The 19548-nt window shown below is 77.1% G+C and carries 16 protein-coding genes; 9 read left to right on the forward strand and 7 right to left on the reverse strand.

Annotated elements, in window-relative coordinates:
- Positions 1 to 218 precede the first annotated feature (218 nt).
- Complete coding sequence (locus DQ238_RS10875; protein ID WP_113781392.1) at positions 219 to 1127, forward strand: glycosyltransferase family 2 protein; 909 nt, start codon at positions 219 to 221, stop codon at positions 1125 to 1127.
- A gap of 106 nt (positions 1128 to 1233) precedes the next feature.
- On the opposite strand, the gene DQ238_RS10880 is transcribed toward DQ238_RS10875, so the two are convergent.
- The 5 genes from DQ238_RS10880 to DQ238_RS10900 form a co-directional block, all read right to left on the reverse strand.
- Positions 1234 to 1851 (reverse strand): class I SAM-dependent methyltransferase, encoded by a 618-nt coding sequence (locus tag DQ238_RS10880; RefSeq protein WP_233495877.1) that lies wholly within the window; start codon positions 1849 to 1851, stop codon positions 1234 to 1236.
- Between the two features lie 76 nt (positions 1852 to 1927).
- Positions 1928 to 2299 (reverse strand): STAS domain-containing protein, encoded by a 372-nt coding sequence (locus DQ238_RS10885; RefSeq protein ID WP_113781393.1) that lies wholly within the window; start codon positions 2297 to 2299, stop codon positions 1928 to 1930.
- A gap of 29 nt (positions 2300 to 2328) precedes the next feature.
- The gene (locus DQ238_RS10890; protein WP_113781305.1) at positions 2329 to 3564 is read right to left on the reverse strand and encodes a M20 family metallopeptidase; all 1236 of its coding nucleotides are present in this window, start codon (positions 3562 to 3564) and stop codon (positions 2329 to 2331) included.
- A complete protein-coding gene (locus tag DQ238_RS10895) occupies positions 3561 to 4769 on the reverse strand; it encodes an amidohydrolase family protein (protein ID WP_233495878.1) in 1209 nt (402 codons plus the stop codon). Before DQ238_RS10895 ends, DQ238_RS10890 begins: the two co-directional genes overlap by 4 nt.
- Positions 4766 to 6289, reverse strand: a complete 1524-nt coding sequence (locus DQ238_RS10900) for an APC family permease (protein WP_113781306.1) — start codon at positions 6287 to 6289, stop codon at positions 4766 to 4768. Before DQ238_RS10900 ends, DQ238_RS10895 begins: the two co-directional genes overlap by 4 nt.
- Before the next feature lie 152 nt (positions 6290 to 6441).
- Here DQ238_RS10900 and DQ238_RS10905 point away from each other — a divergent pair, with 152 nt between their 5' ends.
- From DQ238_RS10905 to DQ238_RS10925, 5 genes are all read left to right on the forward strand, one after another.
- Positions 6442 to 7836, forward strand: coding sequence for a glutamine synthetase family protein (locus DQ238_RS10905; RefSeq protein WP_113781307.1), 1395 nt, complete (start codon positions 6442 to 6444; stop codon positions 7834 to 7836).
- 153 nt (positions 7837 to 7989) lie between these two features.
- Positions 7990 to 8283, forward strand: a complete 294-nt coding sequence (locus DQ238_RS10910; RefSeq protein WP_113781308.1) for a metal-sensitive transcriptional regulator — start codon at positions 7990 to 7992, stop codon at positions 8281 to 8283.
- A 19-nt stretch (positions 8284 to 8302) separates the two neighbouring features.
- The gene (locus tag DQ238_RS10915; RefSeq protein WP_113781309.1) at positions 8303 to 8512 is read left to right on the forward strand and encodes a heavy-metal-associated domain-containing protein; all 210 of its coding nucleotides are present in this window, start codon (positions 8303 to 8305) and stop codon (positions 8510 to 8512) included.
- Between the two features lie 38 nt (positions 8513 to 8550).
- Complete coding sequence (locus DQ238_RS10920) at positions 8551 to 9450, forward strand: hypothetical protein (protein ID WP_113781310.1); 900 nt, start codon at positions 8551 to 8553, stop codon at positions 9448 to 9450.
- Between the two features lie 22 nt (positions 9451 to 9472).
- The gene (locus DQ238_RS10925) at positions 9473 to 11812 is read left to right on the forward strand and encodes a cation-translocating P-type ATPase (RefSeq protein ID WP_113781311.1); all 2340 of its coding nucleotides are present in this window, start codon (positions 9473 to 9475) and stop codon (positions 11810 to 11812) included.
- A gap of 135 nt (positions 11813 to 11947) precedes the next feature.
- Here the strand turns inward: DQ238_RS10925 and DQ238_RS10930 are convergent, their stop codons facing one another.
- Positions 11948 to 12880 carry a M56 family metallopeptidase gene (locus DQ238_RS10930; protein ID WP_233495879.1) on the reverse strand — a complete coding sequence of 311 codons (933 nt, stop codon included), beginning with the start codon at positions 12878 to 12880 and terminating at the stop codon, positions 11948 to 11950.
- Positions 12881 to 12908: 28 nt separating this feature from the next.
- The gene (locus tag DQ238_RS10935) at positions 12909 to 13277 is read right to left on the reverse strand and encodes a BlaI/MecI/CopY family transcriptional regulator (protein ID WP_113781312.1); all 369 of its coding nucleotides are present in this window, start codon (positions 13275 to 13277) and stop codon (positions 12909 to 12911) included.
- Positions 13278 to 13409: 132 nt separating this feature from the next.
- Here DQ238_RS10935 and DQ238_RS10940 point away from each other — a divergent pair, with 132 nt between their 5' ends.
- The 3 genes from DQ238_RS10940 to cydC all read left to right on the forward strand — a co-directional run bounded on the left by DQ238_RS10940 (position 13410) and on the right by cydC (position 19520).
- On the forward strand, positions 13410 to 15017 hold the full coding sequence (locus tag DQ238_RS10940; protein WP_233495880.1) for a cytochrome ubiquinol oxidase subunit I: 1608 nt from the start codon (positions 13410 to 13412) through the stop codon (positions 15015 to 15017).
- Between the two features lie 22 nt (positions 15018 to 15039).
- Positions 15040 to 16071 carry a cytochrome d ubiquinol oxidase subunit II gene (gene cydB, locus DQ238_RS10945; RefSeq protein WP_113781313.1) on the forward strand — a complete coding sequence of 344 codons (1032 nt, stop codon included), beginning with the start codon at positions 15040 to 15042 and terminating at the stop codon, positions 16069 to 16071.
- A gap of 89 nt (positions 16072 to 16160) precedes the next feature.
- On the forward strand, positions 16161 to 19520 hold the full coding sequence (gene cydC / locus DQ238_RS10950; RefSeq protein WP_305037564.1) for a thiol reductant ABC exporter subunit CydC: 3360 nt from the start codon (positions 16161 to 16163) through the stop codon (positions 19518 to 19520).
- Positions 19521 to 19548: the final 28 nt, after the last annotated feature.

Genomic DNA, 19548 nt, shown 5'->3' on the forward strand with positions numbered 1-19548 from the left:
CCCAGGAGGAGGGCCCTGCCCCCCACTCCTCGCCCGCTCGCCGGCCCCTCGAAGGACCCCCTCCTGCCCACCCCTCGGAGAAGGATCCCTCGAAGGACCCCTCGCCCCCCACCGCTCACGAGCTCGCGGCGGGCCCCTGCGAGGGGCCGCCTCGCAGGCTCGCGGCGAGCCTCGGGACGGGGCCTGCCCGGGAGGGGGCCGAGGACGGGGTCCTTCGACTGCAGGAGGGCCGCCCCGACCCGCGCGTCTCGGTCGTCGTCATCACCCACCAGCGCCGCGACGAGGTGCTGCTCGCCCTGTCCCGGCTGCGCGCCCTGCCCGAGCAGCCGCACGTCGTCGTCGTGGACAACGGCTCGACCGACGGGACGGCGGCGGCGGTCGCCGCGCACTTCCCCGAGGTGGAGCTGGTGGCCAGCCCGGAGAACCTGGGCGCGATCGGGCGCAACCTCGGCGTCGCCCGGGTGGACACCCCCTACGTCGCCTTCTGCGACGACGACACGTGGTGGGACCCGGGCTCGCTGCGCGCCGCGGTCGACACCCTCGACGCGCACCCGCGCCTGGCGGTGGTGACCGCGCGGATCCTCGTCGAGCCCGGCGGGGCTGAGGACCCGATCGTGCCCGAGCTGCGCGACTCCCCCGTCCGCGGGGCCGACTGGCTGCCCGGCCCGGCGCTGGGCTCCTTCCTCGCCGGCGCCTCGGTGCTGCGCCGGGACGCCTTCACCGAGGTCGGCGGCTTCTCCGAGCGGCTGTGGCTGGGCGGTGAGGAGGAGCTCATGGCCGGCGACCTGGCCGCCGCCGGGTGGGAGCTGTGCTACCTGCCGGCCCTGACCGTGCACCACCAGGCCAGCACCGCCCGGGACCCGCACAAGCGCCGCCGCGACGGCATCCGCAACACCCTGTGGACGACGTGGCTGCGCCGGCCCCTGCGCCCGGCGCTGCGCCGCACCGGGCACCTGCTGCGGACCGTCCCCCGCGACCGGCTGAGCGTGCTAGCCGTGCTCGACGCGCTGCGCGGGCTGCCCTGGGTGCTGCGCGAGCGCCAGGTGCTGCCGCCGCACGCCGAGGCCCGCTTCGCCGCGCTGGAGCACGCCCAGCGGACCTCCACCGCCCGCCGCTACGTCAGCTGACCGGCCAGGCATGGGAAGCGATACATGCGTCTGCGGCGCCCGGACGCACGTATTGCTTCCCATGCCCACGAGGGAGTGGGGGCGTCCGCGCCGCCCGCCCGCCCGCTCAGCGGTCGCGGCGCAGCAGCCGCAGCGACCCGGTGCCCGGCAGCTCGGCGAACTCCCCCGACGCCAGCACCCGCCGGTAGACCCCGTAGGGCGCCTGCCCGCCGTCGGCCGGGTCGGGGAAGACGTCGTGGATGGCCAGCGTGCCGCCGACGGCGAGCTTGGCCACCCAGGCGTCCTGGTCGCGGCGGGCGGACTCCTCGGTGTGGCTGCCGTCGAGGAACAGCAGCGCCAGCGGGGTGGCCCACAGCGGGGCGAGGACCTCCGAGCGGGCGACGACGGCGATGACGACGTCCTCGGCGCCGGCGTCGGCGACGGTCCGGCGGAACCGCGGCAGGGTGTCGACCAGCCCGACGGCGGGGTCGACCAGCGACGGGTCGTGGTACTCCCAACCCGGCTGGTGCTCCTCGGACCCGCGGTGGTGGTCGACGGTGACCACGCACCGGCCGGTCGCGCGGGCCGCCGCGGCGAGGTAGAGCGCGGACCTGCCCATCCAGCTGCCCACCTCCAGCAGCGGCCCGGGGACGGCGACGGCGCGGGCGGCCTCGTACAGCGCCGTCCCCTCGTCGTCGGGCATGAAGCCGGGGGCGGCGCGGGCGGCGGCGAGCAGGTCGGACACGGTCCCACCCTCCCTCATCGGGCCACCCACGCGCGGGGCGGTCGTCCGCCGCTCGGTCGCCGCGCCGGCGGTCGGGTCAGTCCGCCTCCTCGACCGGGAAGCGCAGCCACAGCCCGGACAGCTGCAGCGGCCGGGCCACCGTCGCCGGCGGGGCGACCAGCACGACGTCGACACCGCGCGGCTGCCCGAGCTTCTGCAGCTGCACCAGCACCGCGATGCCGGCGGAGTTGAGGTAGGTGACCCCGCGCAGGTCGAGGCGCACCCGTTGCAGGGAGGGCCGGCCGAGCAGGAGGTCGGTCATCGTCCGGACCAGGGGGCGCCGGGCGTCCTCGGTCAGCTCCCCGGTGAGGGTCAGGGTGGCGACGTCGCCGTCCAGCACGGAGGTGACCTGCGGCGCGCCGGGGGGCTCGTCCCCGTCGGGGGTCGGTGCGGTCGTCGGCTCGTCCACGTCCCCCGGGTAGCCGCACCGGGCCGGGTTCACACCCCTCGGCCGGGTGGCGGCACCGGGCCGTGCAGCCCGGCGGCGCCGAGGTAGCCGGCGAGCAGCGCCAGGGCGGCCTGCCGGACGGTGTCGTCGGGGGGCAGGAAGCGCGGGGAGTGCAGGCCCGGCCGCCGGCCGGCCGCGTCGGGCTCCCCGCCGTCGACGCCGAGGAAGAGCATCAGGCCCGGCCGGTCGGTGCACAGGTGGGCGAAGTCGTCGCTGCCGAACGACCGGAAGGTGTCGTCGACCTGCGCACCGGCCCGCTCGAGCCACGGGACGGCGGCCCGCGCCAGGTCGGGGTCGTTGCGCAGCACCGGGTCGGACACCCGGATGTCGACGTCGGCGGTGCAGCCGTGAGCCGCCGCGGTGTGCCGGGCCACCTCCTCGATCGCCGCGTGCAGCACGACGCGGTCCTCGGGTCGCAGGGTCCGCAGCCCGCCACGGGCCCGGGCGGTGTCGGGTACCACGTTGAACGCCGAGCCGGCCGCCAGCTGGGTGACCGCGAGCACCGCGCCGACCACCGGGTCGACCCGGGAGGGCACCCGGGCGTGCAGCGCGACGACGACCGCGGCGAGGGCCAGCACCGGGTCGGCCGTGGTGTGCGGGTAGGCGCCGTGCCCGCCGTGCCCGCGGACGGTGACCGTGACGTGGTCGACCGCGGCGTTCACCGGCCCGGCGGTCGCCGCCACCACGCCCGCGGGCAGCTGCGGCTGCACGTGCACGCCCACGACCGCGCCCACGCCCTCCTCGTCCAGGACGCCGGACGCCGCGACGTCCCGCCCGCCCGACGGCTCCCCCTCCTCGCGCGGCTGCAGCACGGCGAGCACCGGCGCCGGGCCGCCGACGCGCCGGACCGCCCGGCAGACCGCGACCAGCGCGGCGAGGTGGACGTCGTGCCCGCAGGCGTGCATCACCCCGCCCGACGCCGCCCACGGGACGCCGGTCGCCTCGGCCACCGCCAGGCCGTCCAGCTCGGCCCGCAGCGCCACGGTCGGCGCCGCGCCGGAGTGCACCCGCACCACCCGCCCGGTGACCGCCGCCGGCCGCCCCTCCCCCGCGTCCAGCGCGGCGACCACCGCCGCCGTGGTGTCCTCCTCCCGGCCGGACGACCGGGGGTCGGCGTGCAGCCGCCGGCGCAGCCGCACCGCGCCCGGCACCTCGGCCCGCACGGCGTCGGCCAGCAGCTGGTGCCAGGCCCCGAGCGACGCCGGGACCGAGGCGGGTCCGCTCACCGGTCGCCGAGCCGGTCGCCGAGCCGGTCGCCGAGCCGGTACGCGCGGACGGCGTTGCCCGAGCCGATCGCCGCGGCGATGCGCAGCGCGTCGGCCGCCGTCCAGTCGTCGTCGGCGACCCCGGCGGCGAGCAGCCTCCCGAGCGCCCGGCGGAACAGCGCGGCGGCGAGCAGGTACAGCTCGCCCAGCCCGAAGGCGTCGGTCGAGAAGAGCACCTTGCCGAACGGCGCCAGCTCCAGCAGCTCGGCCAGCAGCACGTCCGCCCGCCGCCCGAGGTTGTGCGTGGCCAGGCCGACGTCGACGAACACGTGCGGGAAGACCTGCGCCAGGTAGCCGGCGTTGCGGTGGAACGGGTAGTTGTGCAGCAGCATGACCGGCACGCCGGTCGGTGCGGTGGCCCGCAGCAGGCCGGTGAGCAGCAGCGGGTCGCAGCGGTGCAGGTCGACGTCGGCGTCGCCGTAGCCGACGTGGAACTGCACCGGCAGGCCGAGGTCGACCCCGCACCAGACGAGGAAGCGGTGCAGCACCGGGTCGGCGACCCGCAGCCGGCCGCCGCGGTCGACGGCGCGCAGCAGGGCACCGGCGGCAGCGGCGACCTCGGCCTCGTCCGGGCGGGCGCCGTCGAGGTCCAGGCCGACCCGGTAGGCGGCGATCGACTTCACCCCGACGGCGCCGGTGCAGCGCTCGGCGAGCCGGGCCCGGAAGGACCCGGCGAACGCCGCGGCCGAGCAGCCGGCGCCGAGCACCTCCTCGGCCACCGCCTCCAGCCGCACCACCTCGCCGGCCGTGCCGCCGCCGAGCGCGGCCAGCTCCTCCGGCGCGGTGACCGGCTCGGGCAGGTAGCCGGTGTCGACGCAGAAGGTGGCGATCCCGGTGGCCGCCACCATGCGGCGGTCGACCTCGGCCCACCCGAGCTCGGCCCGGCGGGCCAGGTACTCCGCCACGGGGGCGTGCGGCGCCAGGTCCAGCACCGGGGCGCACCAGCGGCGCAGCGCCAGCCCGATCTGCGAGTCGAACAGCGACCCGCCGAGCGGGCCCGGCCGGTCGGCCGCGGAGGGCCAGTCGGCCTCGGTGAGCAGCGCCTCGAACCCCGTGGGGTCCAGGTCGCGGGTGACCAGCCCGTGGCAGTGGTGGTCGACCAGCGGGAGGGCGGCCAGCTCCTCCTCCAGCGACTCCGGATCCAGTGACTCGGTGGGGCCGCTCACCGGGCACCGGCCTCCCGGCGGGCGCCCAGCTCGGCGGCGGTGAGGGCGGCTCCCGCCCGGTGGGCGGCCGCGGGCGCGGCCAGGACGGCGACGACGCAAGTGGCCAGCCAGGCCGCGGCGACGACCGGGTTCCAGAAGGGCGCGCCGTCGCTCGGCGACGGGAACGGGACGACGTTGCGGTAGAGGGTGTAGCCCAGCACGACCAGCGCGAGCACGGGCACGACCACCTGCCACCTCGGCACCGCGGGCATCCGCCGCTCGACGAACACCAGCCTGATCGCGCCGATCGTGGTCAGCACGTAGGCCACCAGCAGGATCAGCGTGCCGATCGTCCCCGACCACAGGAACACCTCGAACGGCTGGCCGCCCCCGGCGAGGGCCAGGACCAGCGCGATCACCGCCATCACGGCGACCACCAGGACCGCCGCGGTACCCGGCGTCCCGGCCCGGGTGGTCGCGGCCAGCCCGGTCGGCGGCGCGCCCTCCCGGCGCAGGTCGCGGGCGAAGGCGTAGGCCAGCCGGGAGGCGCCGACCGTGCAGGCCAGGCAGCAGCCGAAGGCGCTGATCGCCGCGCCGACGGTGATCAGGTCGCCGACCCAGCCGGCGATGTAGTCGCGGCCGAGGTCGCCGAGCAGCGACCCGGAGGCGATGAACCGCGCCACCCCGGCGTCGTCCGCGCCGAAGCCCATGACCTCGATCGCGGTGACGACGGTGAAGTAGACGCCGCCGAAGACCGCCGTCCCCAGGATGGCGCGGGGGATGTCCCGGCGCGGGTTGCGCGCCTCCTCCCCCAGCGTGGCGGCGGCCTCGAAGCCGGCGAAGGAGAGGAAACCGAAGACCACGCCGAGGAACAGCGCCGACGCGTCGGTGCCCCGGGGGACGGAGAACACCGACCAGGTGAAGGTCTGGCCCGCCGGTGCGTCGCCGGCCAGCAGCCGGACCAGCACGATGGCGCTGATCACCAGGATCAGCGCGACGGTGGCGCCCTCGACCGAGAGCAGCACGTCGGTCCCCCGGCGGGCCGGCACGATCGTCAGCGCCAGCGCGCCGAGCAGGGCGAGCCCCGCGAGCACGAACGGCGCCCAGGACGGCGGGTCGGGCCACACGCCGACCGCGGCGAGGAAGTCGGTGCCGAAGATGCCGGCGGCGGTGGAGGTGACCACGCCGTAGAAGCAGTAGGTGCCGAACAGGCCGAGCCCGCTGACCAGCCCGGCGCGGGCGCCGAGCGTGGCGCCGACGAAGGCGTAGACCGACCCGGCGTGGTGGAAGTACTGGCACAGGCGCACGAACCCGTAGGCGACCAGGAGCACGCCCACGGCGGCGAGCAGGAAGGCCAGCGGCACGGCGCGGCCGACGGTGCCTGCGGTGCCCTGCGGGTTGATGTTGGCCGCCATGCTCGGCGCCATCAGCGCCACGGACAGCCCGACGGCCTGCCAGACCGACAGCGTGCGGCGCAGGCCCGGGCCGGACGGGCCGGCCGGCTCCGCCGGGGCGCCGGGGCGGGGCGAGGAGACGGCCATGCGGAGCTCCTGACGTCGAGGGCCGGTGCATCTCGGACGACGTTGCGCAGGTCGGCCGGCAGGAGTGTGCTCCCGCAGGGAGCCGCACGGGAAGGCCCGTGCCGCGCTCCCCACTACGCCCCCGGGACGGCGGGGCGGGACGGGAGGTCGCGGTGCGGCAGGAGGAGCGCGACCGGCGGCGGGCGCAGGCCGAACGGTCGCTGGACGGGTTGCGGGAGGCCGGCGTCGTGGGCGTCGTCCTGCCCTGGGTCGACACCGGCGGGGTGACCCGGGTGAAGTCGGTGCCGCTGCAGCGGCTGCCGGCCGCCGCGGCCTGGGGCGTCGGGATGAGCCCGGTGTTCGACGCCTTCCTCTTCGACGACTCCATCGTCGCCGGGCGCTTCGCCGGCAGCGCCGTCGGCGACCTGCGCCTGCACCCGGACCTGGACCGGCTCACCGTGCTGGCCGCGCAGCCCGGCTGGGCGTGGGCGCCGGTCGACCGCTACGACCAGGACGGCCGCCCGCACGTGCAGGACTCGCGGCTGCTGCTGCGCCGGCTGGTCGACGAGCTGGCCGCCGACGGGCTCACCGCGCGGACCGCCGTCGAGGTCGAGTGGGCGCTCGGGCTGGCCGACCTGCCCGAGGGCAGCGAGGCGGGCGCCTTCGTGCCCGCCCTCACCGGCCCGGCGTACGGGATGACCCGCCACGTCGAGGTCTCCGACTACGCCCGCGACCTGCTCACCGCCCTGACCGCGGAGGGGGTCGGCGTGGAGCAGTTCCACCCCGAGTACGCCGCCGGTCAGCTGGAGGTCAGCGTCGCCGCGGAGGACCCGGTCGCCGCCGCCGACACGAGCGTGCTCGTCCGGCACACGATCCGGGCGGTCAGCGCCCGGCACCGGTTCCGGGCGTCGTTCTCGCCGAAGGTGCTGGCCGAAGGGGTCGGCAACGGCGGACACGTGCACCTGTCCCTGTGGCGGGACGGTGCGAACCTGATGAGCGGCGGCGACGGCCCCGCCGGCCTGACCCCCGACGGCGAGGCGTTCGTCGCCGGACTGCTGGCGCACCTGCCCGGCCTGCTCGCCGTCGGCGCGCCGACCGTCGCCTCCTACCTGCGGCTGGTCCCCTCGCACTGGGCCGGCGCCTTCGCCGTCTGGGGGTTGGAGAACCGGGAGGCGGCCCTCCGGTTCGTGACCGGACCCGCGGGTTCCCGGCAGTCGGCGGCCAACGTCGAGGTCAAGTGCGTCGACGAGGCGGCCAACCCGTACCTGCTGCTGGCCGGGCTGCTCGCCGCCGGCCGCGCCGGGCTGGCGTCCGGGGCGAGGCTGCCGGACCCGGTCGAGGTCGACCCCGGCTCCCTGACCGACGAGGGACGGCGGGCTGCGGGGATCCGGGCGCTGCCGTCGTCGCTGGAGGAGGCGGTGCGCGCCTTCGAGGCCGACGACGTGCTGACCGGGGCCTACGGCGAGGAGCTCTCCGCCACCATCGCCGACGTCCGGCGCGGGGAGGTCGCGGCCCTGGTGGGGTGCTCGCCGGAGGAGGTGGCGACCGCGCTGCGCTGGGTGCACTGAGGCGGGAACACACCCCCTCCGGCGCCTCGACGTCGGCGGCCGGAGCGCCCCGGACGAGGACGCCGCCGACCGGGGAGCCGAACGAGCCGACGGGAATGAACCCTAGGGGGGTATGGTTCTCCTCGACGGAACCCGAGCCGCCAGGAGGAGCCCGTGGACGACGCCCAGCACGGCTACATCCACCGCAAGGACGACTACCTCAACCGGCTGCGCCGCATCGAGGGCCAGGCCCGCGGCCTGCAGCGGATGGTCGAGGACGAGAAGTACTGCATCGACATCCTCACCCAGGTCTCGGCGATGACGAAGGCGCTGCAGTCGGTCGCCCTCGGCCTGCTCGAGGAGCACATGAGCCACTGCGTCGTCCAGGCGGCGCAGACCGGGGGCCGCGAGGCCGACGAGAAGGTCCGCGAGGCCTCCGAGGCGATCGCCCGCCTCGTCCGTTCCTGACCCGATCCGAGAGGACCCCATGAGCACCGCCCGCTACACCGTCGTCGGCATGACCTGCGCCCACTGCGTCACCGCGGTGACCGAGGAGGTCGGCGCCCTGCCCGGCGTCACCGCCGTCGACGTCGACCTGGCCAGCGGCGGCCTGACCGTCACCAGCACCGAGCCCGTCGACGACGGCGCCGTCCGCGCCGCGGTCGACGAGGCCGGCTACGAGCTGGCCGCCGGCTGACCCCGACCGCGCCCCGCCTCTCGAGGGGAGGATCCGCTGTGAACACCCCGGCACGGCTGGCCGTCGTCGGCGTCGGCCTCGGCGCCGTCTTCGCCGCGGCCGTCGGCGTCGGCGCCGCGGTCGGGCCGGTCGGCTCCCCCGCGCCGCACACCGCCGCAGCCGCACCCACCGCCGCGCCCGACGGGACGCCCGGCGCCGGCTACGCCCTGGACGTGCTCGACGAGCGCCCCGCCGCCGGGACGACCCGGCTCGCCTTCCGCGTGCTCGGCCCCGACGGCGCGCCGGTGCTCGCCTACGACCAGGACCACGGCGAGGACCTGCACCTGGTCACCGTCCGCCGCGACCTCACCGGCTACCAGCACGTGCACCCCGAGCTCGGCCCCGACGGCACCTGGACCACACCGCTGACCCTCACCCCGGGCAGCTGGCGGGTGGTCGCCGACACCACCCCGACCGCGCTGGGCGAGGACGGCGTGTCCGACAGCATCGTGCTGACCGGGGACCTGGAGGTGGCCGGCGCCTACGACCCGCAGCCGCTGCCGGAGCCCGCCGCGGTCGCCGACGTCGACGGCTACACCGTCGTCCTGACCGGCGGCCTGGCCGCCGGCCGGGCGTCGGAGCTGACCTTCAGCGTCAGCCGCGACGGCCGTCCGGTCACCGACCTGCAGCCCTACCTCGGCGCGTACGGGCACCTGGTCGCGCTGCGGGACGGCGACCTCGCCTACCTGCACGTGCACCCGGCCGAGCCCGCCGAGGGCGTGACCCCGGCCCCCGGTCCGCACGTCGGGTTCGCCGCGACCGCGCCGTCGGCCGGCAGCTACCGGCTGTTCCTCGACTTCAAGCACGGCGACGCCGTGCACACCGCCGCCTTCACCGTCCCGGTCGCCCCCGGCGGGGAAGACGCCGACCAGCCCGCCGGCCACGGCCATGCCGACTGAGGACCGGCGGCTGAGGAGACCCATGACCACCACCGAGCCCGCCCCGGCCGAGATCGAGCTCGCCATCGGCGGGATGACCTGCGCCTCCTGCGCCGCCCGGATCGAGAAGAAGCTCAACCGGCTCGACGGCGTCACCGCCACGGTCAACTACGCGACCGAGAAGGCGCGCGTCTCCTCCACCGGGGAGGTCACCCCTGACGACCTGATCGCCACGGTCGAGAAGACCGGCTACACCGCGACGCTGAGAGAGGACCTCCCTGCCCACCGCCACTCGCAGGCTCGCGGCGGGACCCTGCAGGGGGGCCGCGGTCCAGCGGTGCCCGACGACCCTGAGCGACCGCTGCGGACCCGGCTGGTCGTCTCCGCGCTGCTCAGCCTCCCGGTCGTCGCGATGGCGATGGTCCCGGCGCTGCAGTTCCAGCACTGGCAGTGGCTGTCGCTGACGCTGGCCGCGCCCGTCGTCGTGTGGGGCGGGCTGCCGTTCCACCGCGCCGCCTGGACCAACCTGCGCCACGGCGCGGCCACCATGGACACCCTGGTCTCTCTCGGCACCGGCGCGGCGTTCGTCTGGTCGCTGTACGCGCTGTTCCTCGGCACGGCCGGCGAGCCGGGCATGACCCACCCGTTCGAGCTCACCATCGCCCGCACCGACGGCAGCGCCAACGTCTACCTCGAGGCCGCGGCCGGGGTGACCACGTTCCTGCTGGCCGGCCGCTACGTCGAGGCCCGCTCCAAGCGGCGGGCCGGCGCGGCGCTGCGGGCGCTGCTCGAGCTCGGCGCCAAGGAGGCCTGCGTGCTGCGCGGCGGCGTGGAGCGGCGGGTGCCGGTCGACCGGCTGGCCGTGGGCGACGAGTTCGTCGTCCGGCCCGGGGAGAAGATCGCCGCGGACGGCGTGGTGACCGAGGGCGCTTCCGCGGTGGACCCCTCCATGCTCACCGGCGAGTCGGTGCCGGTCGAGGTCGGCCCCGGCGACGCCGTCGTCGGCGCCACCGTCAACGCCGGCGGCCGGCTGGTGGTGCGGGCCACCCGGGTGGGTGCGGCGACCCAGCTGGCGCAGATGGCCCGGCTGGTCGAGGAGGCGCAGAACGGCAAGGCGCGGGTGCAGCGGCTGGCCGACCGCGTCTCCGGTGTCTTCGTGCCGGTCGTGCTGGTCCTCGCCGTCGCCACCCTCGGCTTCTGGATCGGGGCCGGCGCCGGGCTGGCGGCGGCGTTCACCGCGGCGGTCGCGGTGCTGATCATCGCCTGCCCGTGCGCGTTGGGGCTGGCCACGCCGACCGCGCTCATGGTCGGCACCGGCCGCGGCGCCCAGCTGGGCATCCTCATCAGGGGCCCGGAGGTGCTGGAGTCCACCCGCGCGGTCGACACCGTGGTGCTCGACAAGACCGGCACGGTCACCACCGGCCGCATGACCCTGCTCGACGTCGTCCCGGCGCCCGGGGAGGACGCCGACCGGGTGCTGGCGCTGGCCGGGGCCCTGGAGCACGGCTCGGAACACCCGATCGCGCAGGCCGTCGCCGCGGCCGCCGCCGAGCGCACCGGCTCCCTGCGGCCGGTCGAGGGGTTCGCCAACGTCGAGGGGCTGGGCGTGCAGGGCGTCGTCGACGGCGCCGCGGTGCTGGTCGGCCGCGCCCGCCTGCTCGCCGAGTGGGCGGTGCCCGTGCCAGGGGCCCTCGACCGGGCCCGGGCGGCCGCCGAGGCGCAGGGCCGGACCGCCGTCCTGGTCGCCTGGGACGGCGCCGCCCGCGGCGTGCTCGTCGTCGCCGACGCGGTCAAGGAGACCTCCGCGGCGGCGGTCGGGCAGCTGCGCGACCTGGGGCTGCGGCCGATCCTGCTGACCGGCGACAACACGGCGGTCGCCCGCTCGGTCGCCGCCGAGGTCGGCATCGACGAGGTGGTCGCCGAGGTGCTGCCGCAGGACAAGGTGGACGTCGTCCGCCGGCTGCAGGCCGAGGGCCGGGTCGTGGCCGTGGTGGGCGACGGGGTCAACGACGCCGCGGCGCTGGCGCAGGCCGATCTCGGGCTGGCCATGGGCACCGGCACCGACGTGGCCATCCAGGCCTCGGACCTCACCCTGGTCCGCGGCGACCTGCGGGCGGCCGCGGACGCGATCCGGCTGGCCCGACGCACCCTGGCGGTCATCAAGGGCAACCTGTTCTGGGCGTTCGCCTACAACGTGGCGGCGCTGCCGCTGGCCGCGGCGGGCCTGCTCAACCCGATGATCGCCGGCGCGGCGATGGCGTTCAGCTCGGTGTTCGTGGTGACCAACAGCCTGCGGCTGCGCCGGTTCACCCCGCTGCCGGGCAACGCCGAGGCGACCTCCGCCGTCCCGGCCGGCCGCCGCACCGCCGTCCCCGCTCCCTGACCGGCGCGCTCGACGGACGGCGGCGCGCGAACCGACGGAACCCGCCTCCCGAGTCGATCACGGGCTCGTTGCCGGCGGCACGCGTGGACACGCCGCGCCGAGCGGCAACAATCCCATGATCGACAGGGCCTGCGTCTAGACGGCGGGCAGGAGCAGCAGGGCCGTCGGCAGGAGCAGCAGCAGGCCGGCCGACAGCAGGGCGGCCGCGCGGGCCCAAGCCGGCAGGGGGGACGGCGGGTCGAGCAGCCGCACCACCCGCGCGCCGACCGCGCTGCCGGCGACCGCGAGCGCCCCGGACGGCACTCCCGCACCCCCGGCGCCGCCGGCCGCGACGACGATCGCCCGGGCCAGCGCGCGCCGCGGCGCCGCCCCGGACAGCGAGCGCAGCGCGACGTCGTCGGCGCGCATCTCGACGAGCGTGCGCACCGCCGCGTGCGCCCGCGCGGCCGCGGGCAGCACCGGAAGCGCCGCCTCCCACGCCACGAACGGCAGCAGGTACAGGTGGTGGTGCTCGCGCAGGTGCGCCCGCTCGTGGGCGACGACCGCGGCCAGCTGGGCGTCGTCGAGCTCGGCGACCATGCCGGAGGAGAGCACCAGCAGCGGCTCGGCGCCCGGGATGCAGAACGCCACCGGCGCGGGGTGCTCGAGCAGCCGGGCGTCCGGGAGCGCGTGCGGCCGGACGACGAGCTCCAGCAGCTCCCGGTGCCGCCGCCGGGCGCGCGCGGTGCGCACCCACGACAGCAGCAGGACGCTGACCAGCTCGGCGGCGAGCACGCCGGCGAGGGTGAGCGTGACCCAGTGGTCGCCGCGCACCGGCGCCTGCGGAGGGTGCCCGGAGAGCACCGACCAGGCCGCCTCGGGCAGCGAGGAACCCCACGGCGCCAGGCCGTGCGCCAGCAGCGCCCCGATGATCGACAGGCCGCCGGCCAGCCCGACCGCCTGCCAGCAGACCAGCGCCACCAGCGGATCGCGGCGCGGCCAGCGGGCGCGGGCGAGCAACGCCGGCACCGGCCAGGCCAGCAGCACGGCCAGCACGGCGAGGACGGCCGCGGTGACGGTCAGCATCATTCGGGGCGGGTCGGGCGCTCGGTCGGGGTCAGCGCGGCGCGGCGTCCGGACCGGGAGCGCCGGTCAGCAGCTCGCGCAGCAGCCGGGCCTCGTCGGCGTCGACGCCACCGACGAACCGGGCCAGCACGGCCTGCCGGTCCCCGGCCGAACCGAGCACCTCGTGCATCAGCTCGGCGGCGTGCTCCTCCCGGGTGGCCCGCGGCCGGAAGCGGCGCGGCCGGGCGTCGTCGTGGACGACGAACCCCTTGTGCTCCAGCCGGCTCAGCACGGTGTGCACGGTGGTCAGCGCCAGCCCCCGGTCGGACAGCCCGTCGCGCAGCTCGGCCGCCGAGACGGGTCCGTCGGCCGACCACAGCCGGTCCATGACGGCGCGCTCGAGCTCCCCCAACGACGCCACGGCTCTTCCTGTCCTGCGCATCACACCTGTCCCCGACATCACAGCGGACTTCTCTACACGTCGTAGAAGTTGCTCTTCTACGAGGCGTAGAAAGGATCGACTCATCGTACGTCGCCCGGAGAGGGGCAGGCCGTGGACGTCCTCGACATCGACGTTCTGGACATCGACGTTCTGGACATGGCGCGCTGGCAGTTCGGGATCACCACCGTCTACCACTTCCTGATGGTCCCGCTGACCATCGGGCTCGGGATCCTGGTCGCGGTGGTGCACACGCTCTGGGTGCGCACCGACAAGCCCGAGTGGCTGCGGATGACCCGCTTCTGGGGCCGCGTCTACCTGATCAACTTCGTGCTCGGCGTGGCCACCGGGCTGGTGCAGGAGTTCCAGTTCGGCCTGGCCTGGAGCGAGTACTCCCGCTTCGTCGGCGACGTCTTCGGCTCGCTGCTGGCGCTCGAGGCGCTGCTGGCCTTCTTCCTCGAGTCGACCTTCCTCGGCCTGTGGATCTTCGGCTGGGGCCGCATCCCGAAGGGGCTGCACCTGGCGGCGCTGTGGGCCACCGTCATCGGCTCGATCGTCAGCGCCTACTTCATCATCGCGGCCAACTCCTGGATGCAGCACCCGGTCGGCGTCGTGGCGGACGACGCCACCGGCCGCCCGGTGCAGGTCGACTTCGCCGCCGTCCTGACCAACAACACCGCGCTGGCCGCCTTCAGCCACGCGATCGTCGCCGCGCTCATGGTCGCCGGCGCCCTGCTGGTCGGCGTCGGCCTGTGGCACCTGCGCCGCCGGAAGCTCTCCAAGCAGCCGACCACGGACGTCGACCACGCCGTCTGGCGGCGCTCGGTGCGCCTCGGCGGCTTCGTGTCGCTGGCCGCGTTCGTCCTCGTCGCCCTCACCGGCGACTGGCAGGGCAAGCTCATGTACGAGCAGCAGCCGCTGAAGATGAGCTCGGCCGAGGCGCTGTGCGAGACCGAGGCGCCGGCGTCGTTCTCGATCTTCGCCTGGGCCAAGCTCGGCTCCAACGAGTGCGACGACGTGCACTCGATCACCGTGCCGTACCTGCTCTCCTACCTCGCGCACAGCGACTTCTCCTCGGCGGTGCCGGGGGTCGACCAGCTGCATGAGGAGTACGCCGCTGTCTACGGCGCGACCTACCCCGACGACCCGTCCCGCTTCGGCGACCTGGCGGGTCAGGAGATCGACTACACCCCGCTGCTGGCGGTCACCTACTGGAGCTTCCGGCTGATGATCGGCATGGGCGCGGTGTCGGCCGGGGTCGCCGCCTACGCCCTGTGGGCGACGCGCAGGGGCCGCGTGCCGACCTCGCGGATCGGCGTGTACGGCTCGCTGCTCGCCGTCGGCGCCCCGTTCGTCGCCAACGCGACCGGCTGGGTCTTCACCGAGATGGGCCGCCAGCCTTTCGTGGTGTACCCGAACCCCGACGTCCCGGTCGGCGAGCAGGTGTGGTTCTTCACCGCTCAGGCCGTCTCCCCCGGCATCAGCGCCGCCGAGGTCTGGACGTCGCTGTCGCTGCTGACCCTCGTCTACGGCGCGCTGGCCGTGGTCGAGCTGTGGCTGATCGCCCGCTTCGTCCGCCGCGGCGTCACCACCGGCGACGGCGCACCCACGCCCGGGCACACCCCCGAGGGGACGGCGGACGCCGACCTGCCCGCCGGCCGCGACGGCAGCCCCACTGGCGCCCGCCGCGACACCGACGACGTCCTCTCCTTCGCCTACTGACGCCTACTGAGGAGTGCCACCCGTGGACCTGCCGACCCTCTGGTTCGCCGCCGTCGCGGTGCTGTGGACCGGCTTCCTGCTGCTCGAGGGCTTCGACTTCGGCGTCGCCGCGCTGCTGCCGGTGCTCGGCCGGCGCGGTGCCGCCGAGGGCCGGGCCGACCGGCACCTCGTGCTGCACACCATCGGCCCGCTGTGGGACGGCAACGAGGTGTGGCTGATCACCGCCGTGGGCGCGGTGTTCGCCGCCTTCCCCGGCTGGTACGCCACCTGGCTGTCCACGCTGTACCTGCCGTTCGTGCTGGTGCTGTTCGGGCTGATCGTCCGGGCGGTCGCCTTCGAGTGGCGGCACTCGCACTCCACCGAGGCCTGGGACACCACCTGGACGCGGGTGATCACCGCCGGCTCGCTGGTCGCCGCGGCCGGTATCGGCGCCGCGCTCGGCGCCACCACGCTCGGCCTGCCGATCGACGGCGACGGCAACCGGGTGGGCGGGGCGTTCTCCGGACTGGGCTGGTCGGCGCTGCTGGGCGCGGTCGCGGTGGTGGCCTTCTCCCTCGTGCACGGCGCGGTGTTCCTGGCGCTGAAGACCGACGGGCCGGTGCGGGTCGCCGCCCGCCGGTTCGCCCAGCGGTGGGCGCCGGTGGCCGCGCTGCCGCTGCTGGCCTGGGCCGGTCTGGTGCACCTGCGCTCGGGGACGCCGGTCACCGCGGTGCTGTGGCTGGTCGCGGCGCTGGCCGTGCTGGTCGCCTGGGCGCGGATCCGGGTCGGCCGGGAGGGCCAGGCCTTCACCGCGTGGGGCGCGATGCTGGTCGCCGCGGCCGCGACGGTGTTCGGGGCGGCCTACCCGGTCGTCGTCCCCTCGACGGTCGACCCGGCGTTCGACGTCACCGTGACCGACGCCTCCGTCAGCGACTACACGCTCACCGTGATGACCTGGGCGGCCGGGGTCGGGCTGCCCGTGGTGCTGGCCTACCAGGCGTGGACCTACTGGGTGTTCCGCAGGCGGCTGACCGCCGAGCCGGCGCACGAGTCCCCGTCCGGAGCGCCCGCATGAGGGGCCGAAGTGGCCACAAAGGCCCATCCCCGAGGGGCCGAAGTGGCCACGAAGGCCGCTCCCGGGGGCCGTTGGGGCCGCTGGCGGGGGTGCCCGGGCTGACCGGGGCGCTGGTCCGCGCCGCCCTGGCCGCGCTGGGGCAGACCGCGGGCCTGGTGCTGCTGGCCGCGGGCCTGGCGCACGCGGTCGCCCGCGCCGCCGGCCAGGCCGAGGGCCCGGTCACGACCCCGCTGGCCGCAGCCGCCGCCGGGGTCGCGCTGCGGGCGGGCGCCGGGTGGCTCGGCGAGCTGGCCGCCGCCCGCGACGCCCGCCGCGCCGAGGAGCGGCTGCGCGCCGCCCTGGTCGTCCGGCTCGCCACCTCCCCGGCCGCGGTCGCCGCGGCCGGCGGTCCCGGCCCGGCGGCGGTGCTGGCCACCACCCGGCTGGCCGACCTCGGCCCCGCGCTGACCACCTACCTGCCGGCGCTGGCGCAGACGCTGGTCGTGCCGCCGGTGCTGCTGCTCGTGCTGGCCCGCACCGACCTGCTCTCGGCCGCGCTGGTCGCGGTCACCCTGCCGCTGGTGCCGGTGTTCATGGTGCTGGTCGGCCTGACCACCCGGGACGGCACCACCGCCGCCGCCCGGGCCCTGGACCGTCTCGCCGCGCACGTCGCCGAGCTGGTCCGCGGGCTGCCGGTGCTCGTCGGGCTGGGCCGCGCGGCCGAGCAGGCCGCCGCGCTCGGCGAGCTCGGGGAGGCCTCGCGGCGCCGGACGCTGTCCACCCTGCGGCTGGCCTTCCTCTCCGCGCTGGTGCTGGAGTTGATCGCCACCCTGTCGGTGGCCCTGGTCGCGGTGACCGTCGGGCTGCGGCTGGTGCACGGCGACCTGGCGCTGGCCGTCGGGCTGACCGCGCTGCTGCTGGCGCCCGAGGCGTTCGCGCCGCTGCGTGCGCTGGGTGCGGCCCACCACGCCGGCGAGGACGCCGCCCTGGCCGCCGCCGAGGCCCGCACGGTGCTGGCCGCGCCCGCCCCCCGGCCGCCCGTACCGGGAACGGACGACGACCCGCGCGGCGCCGACGTCGCCGTCCGCGGGCTGACCGTGACGTACCCCGGCCGCACGCTGCCCGCGCTGGCGCCGGTCGACCTCGCCGTCCGGCCCGGGGAGCTGGTCGCCGTCCGCGGCGCCAGCGGCTCGGGCAAGTCGACGCTGCTCGCCGTCCTGGCCGGGCTGGCCGACCCCGCCGCGGCGGTCGGCGGCACCGTCACCGGCGTCCCGGCCGCCGGGGTCGCGTACGTGCCGCAGTCCCCGCGCACCACCGGCGCGACCGTCGCCGACGAGCTGCGCCGGCACGCGGGGTCCGAGCCCGGGGTGGGCCAGCTCGTCGACGACGCCGTCGTCGGCGAGGCGTTCGTCGTCGAGGCGCTGGCGCGGGTGGGCGCCTCGACCCTGGCCGGGCGGGACTGCACCACCCTCTCCCCCGGCGAGCTGCAGCGGGTCGCGCTGGCGCGGGCGCTGGTGCGCATCCGCCGCGGCGCCCGGCTGCTGCTGCTCGACGAGCCCATCGCGCACCTGGACGACGCCGCCGCCGCGCGGGTCGCCGCCGTGCTGGCCGGCCTGCGAGGCACGGTGACGGTCGTGCTGGTCACCCACGACCCGGCGCTGGCCGCGCTGGCCGACCGCACCGTCGACCTCCCCTCCCCGCCGGCTCCTCCCGCAGCGCGTCCTGCGTCGTGGCCGTCGGCGCCCCTCCCCGCTTCGGCCACATCGGCGGTCTGGTCGCCACCGGCGCCCCTCGGCGACCACATCGCCGATGTCGCCGGCTCGTCGCGGACCGACGGCGGGCTGCGCTGGCCGCGGCGGGCCCTGGTGCGGGCGGTCGCTGCCGGCACCGCGTCGGCCGGCGCAGGGGTGGCGCTCACCGCGCTCTCCGGCTGGCTGATCGTGCGGGCGGCCGGGATGCCGCCGGTGCTGACCCTGCTGGTGGCGATCGTCGGCGTGCGCGCCGCCGGCCTCGGCCGGGCCGGGCTGCGCTGGGCAGAGCGGATGACCGCGCACGACGCCGCGCTGCGGATGGCCGCCGACCTGCGCGTGCGGGTGTGGCGGGCGCTGGCCGCGCAGGGGATCGCGGCCGACCGGACGCCGGGCGCCGCGCTGGCCCGGGTGGTCGGCGACGTCGGCCTGGTGCAGGACCTCTCGGTGCGGGTGGTCCCGCCCGCGCTGGTCGCCGGCACGGTGACCCTCGGGACGGTCGGCGCCCTCGCCCTGCTCGCCCCCTCGGCGGCCGGCGCGGCCGGGCTGGTGCTGCTCGCCGCCGTCGCGCTGGTCGTCGCCGCGCACCGGCGGCTGGACGCCGGCGCCGCCCGGGCCGAGGCGGCGCTGCGGGTGGCCGCGCTGCGCGACACCGCCGTCGTGCTGGAGGGCGCGGCGGACCTGCGGGCGCACGGCCTGGCCGGGCGGACCGCGGACGACCTCGCCGGGTCGGCCGCCCGCCGCTCCTCGGCCGCGCGGACCGGCACCCGGACGGCCGCCCTCGGCACCGGCCTGGTCGTCCTCGGCACCGGGCTGGCCGCGATCGCCGCCGCCGCGGTCGGAGCCGCGCAGGGGCTGCCGGGGACGACCGTGGCGGTGCTCGCCCTGGCGCCGCTCGCGCTGGCCGAGCCGCTGGCCGGGCTGGTCGGCGCGCTGCAGCGGCGCGGCGCGCTCGCCGACGCCCGCGGCCGCCTCGACGCCGTCCTCACCGCGCCGGTACCGGCCGATCCGGCCGAGCCGCTGCCGGTGCCCGTCCCGGTGCGCCGGCTGGCGACCGAGGACCTCACCGCCGGTTGGCCCGGCGGGCCGGACGTGCTGCGCGGGCTGACCGCGCGGGCCGAGGCCGGCGGCGGCTGGCTGGTGGTCCGCGGCCCGTCGGGCGCGGGCAAGTCCACGTTCCTGGCGGTGCTCCTGGCGGCGCTGCGGCCGCGCGCGGGCCGCTACACGCTGGCCGGCGTGCCCGCCGAGCGGCTCACCGGCGACGACGTCCGGTCGCGGACGGCCTGGCTGCCGCAGGAGGCGCACGTGTTCGCCTCCACCATCCGCGCCAACCTCGCCGTGGCCGCGCCGCGCGGGGCGCTGGCCGGTCCGGACGGCGAGGCCCGGATGCGCGCGGCGCTGACCGCCGCCGGGCTGGGCGGGCTGCTCGCCGCGCTCCCCGAGGGGCTGGACACCCCGGTCGGTGCCGGCGGCACCGCGCTGTCCGGCGGCGAGCGGCGCCGGCTGGCCACGGCCCGGGCGCTGCTGGCCGACCGGGACGTCGTGCTGCTCGACGAGCCGACCGCGCACCTGGACCCGCCGACCGCCGCGGCGCTGGTGCGCGACCTGCGCGCGGCCCTGGCCGGCCGGGTGGTGGTCTGCGTCACCCACGACGACGGGGTCGAGCGGCCCGGCGACACTGTCGTCCGGCTGCGCGAGCCGGTGGTCGCACTCGCCGGTTGAGCGGCGGGTGGGGACGGCGGAGTCGGGG

The organism is Geodermatophilus sp. TF02-6 (assembly GCF_003319115.1).
GTDB lineage: Bacteria > Actinomycetota > Actinomycetes > Mycobacteriales > Geodermatophilaceae > Geodermatophilus.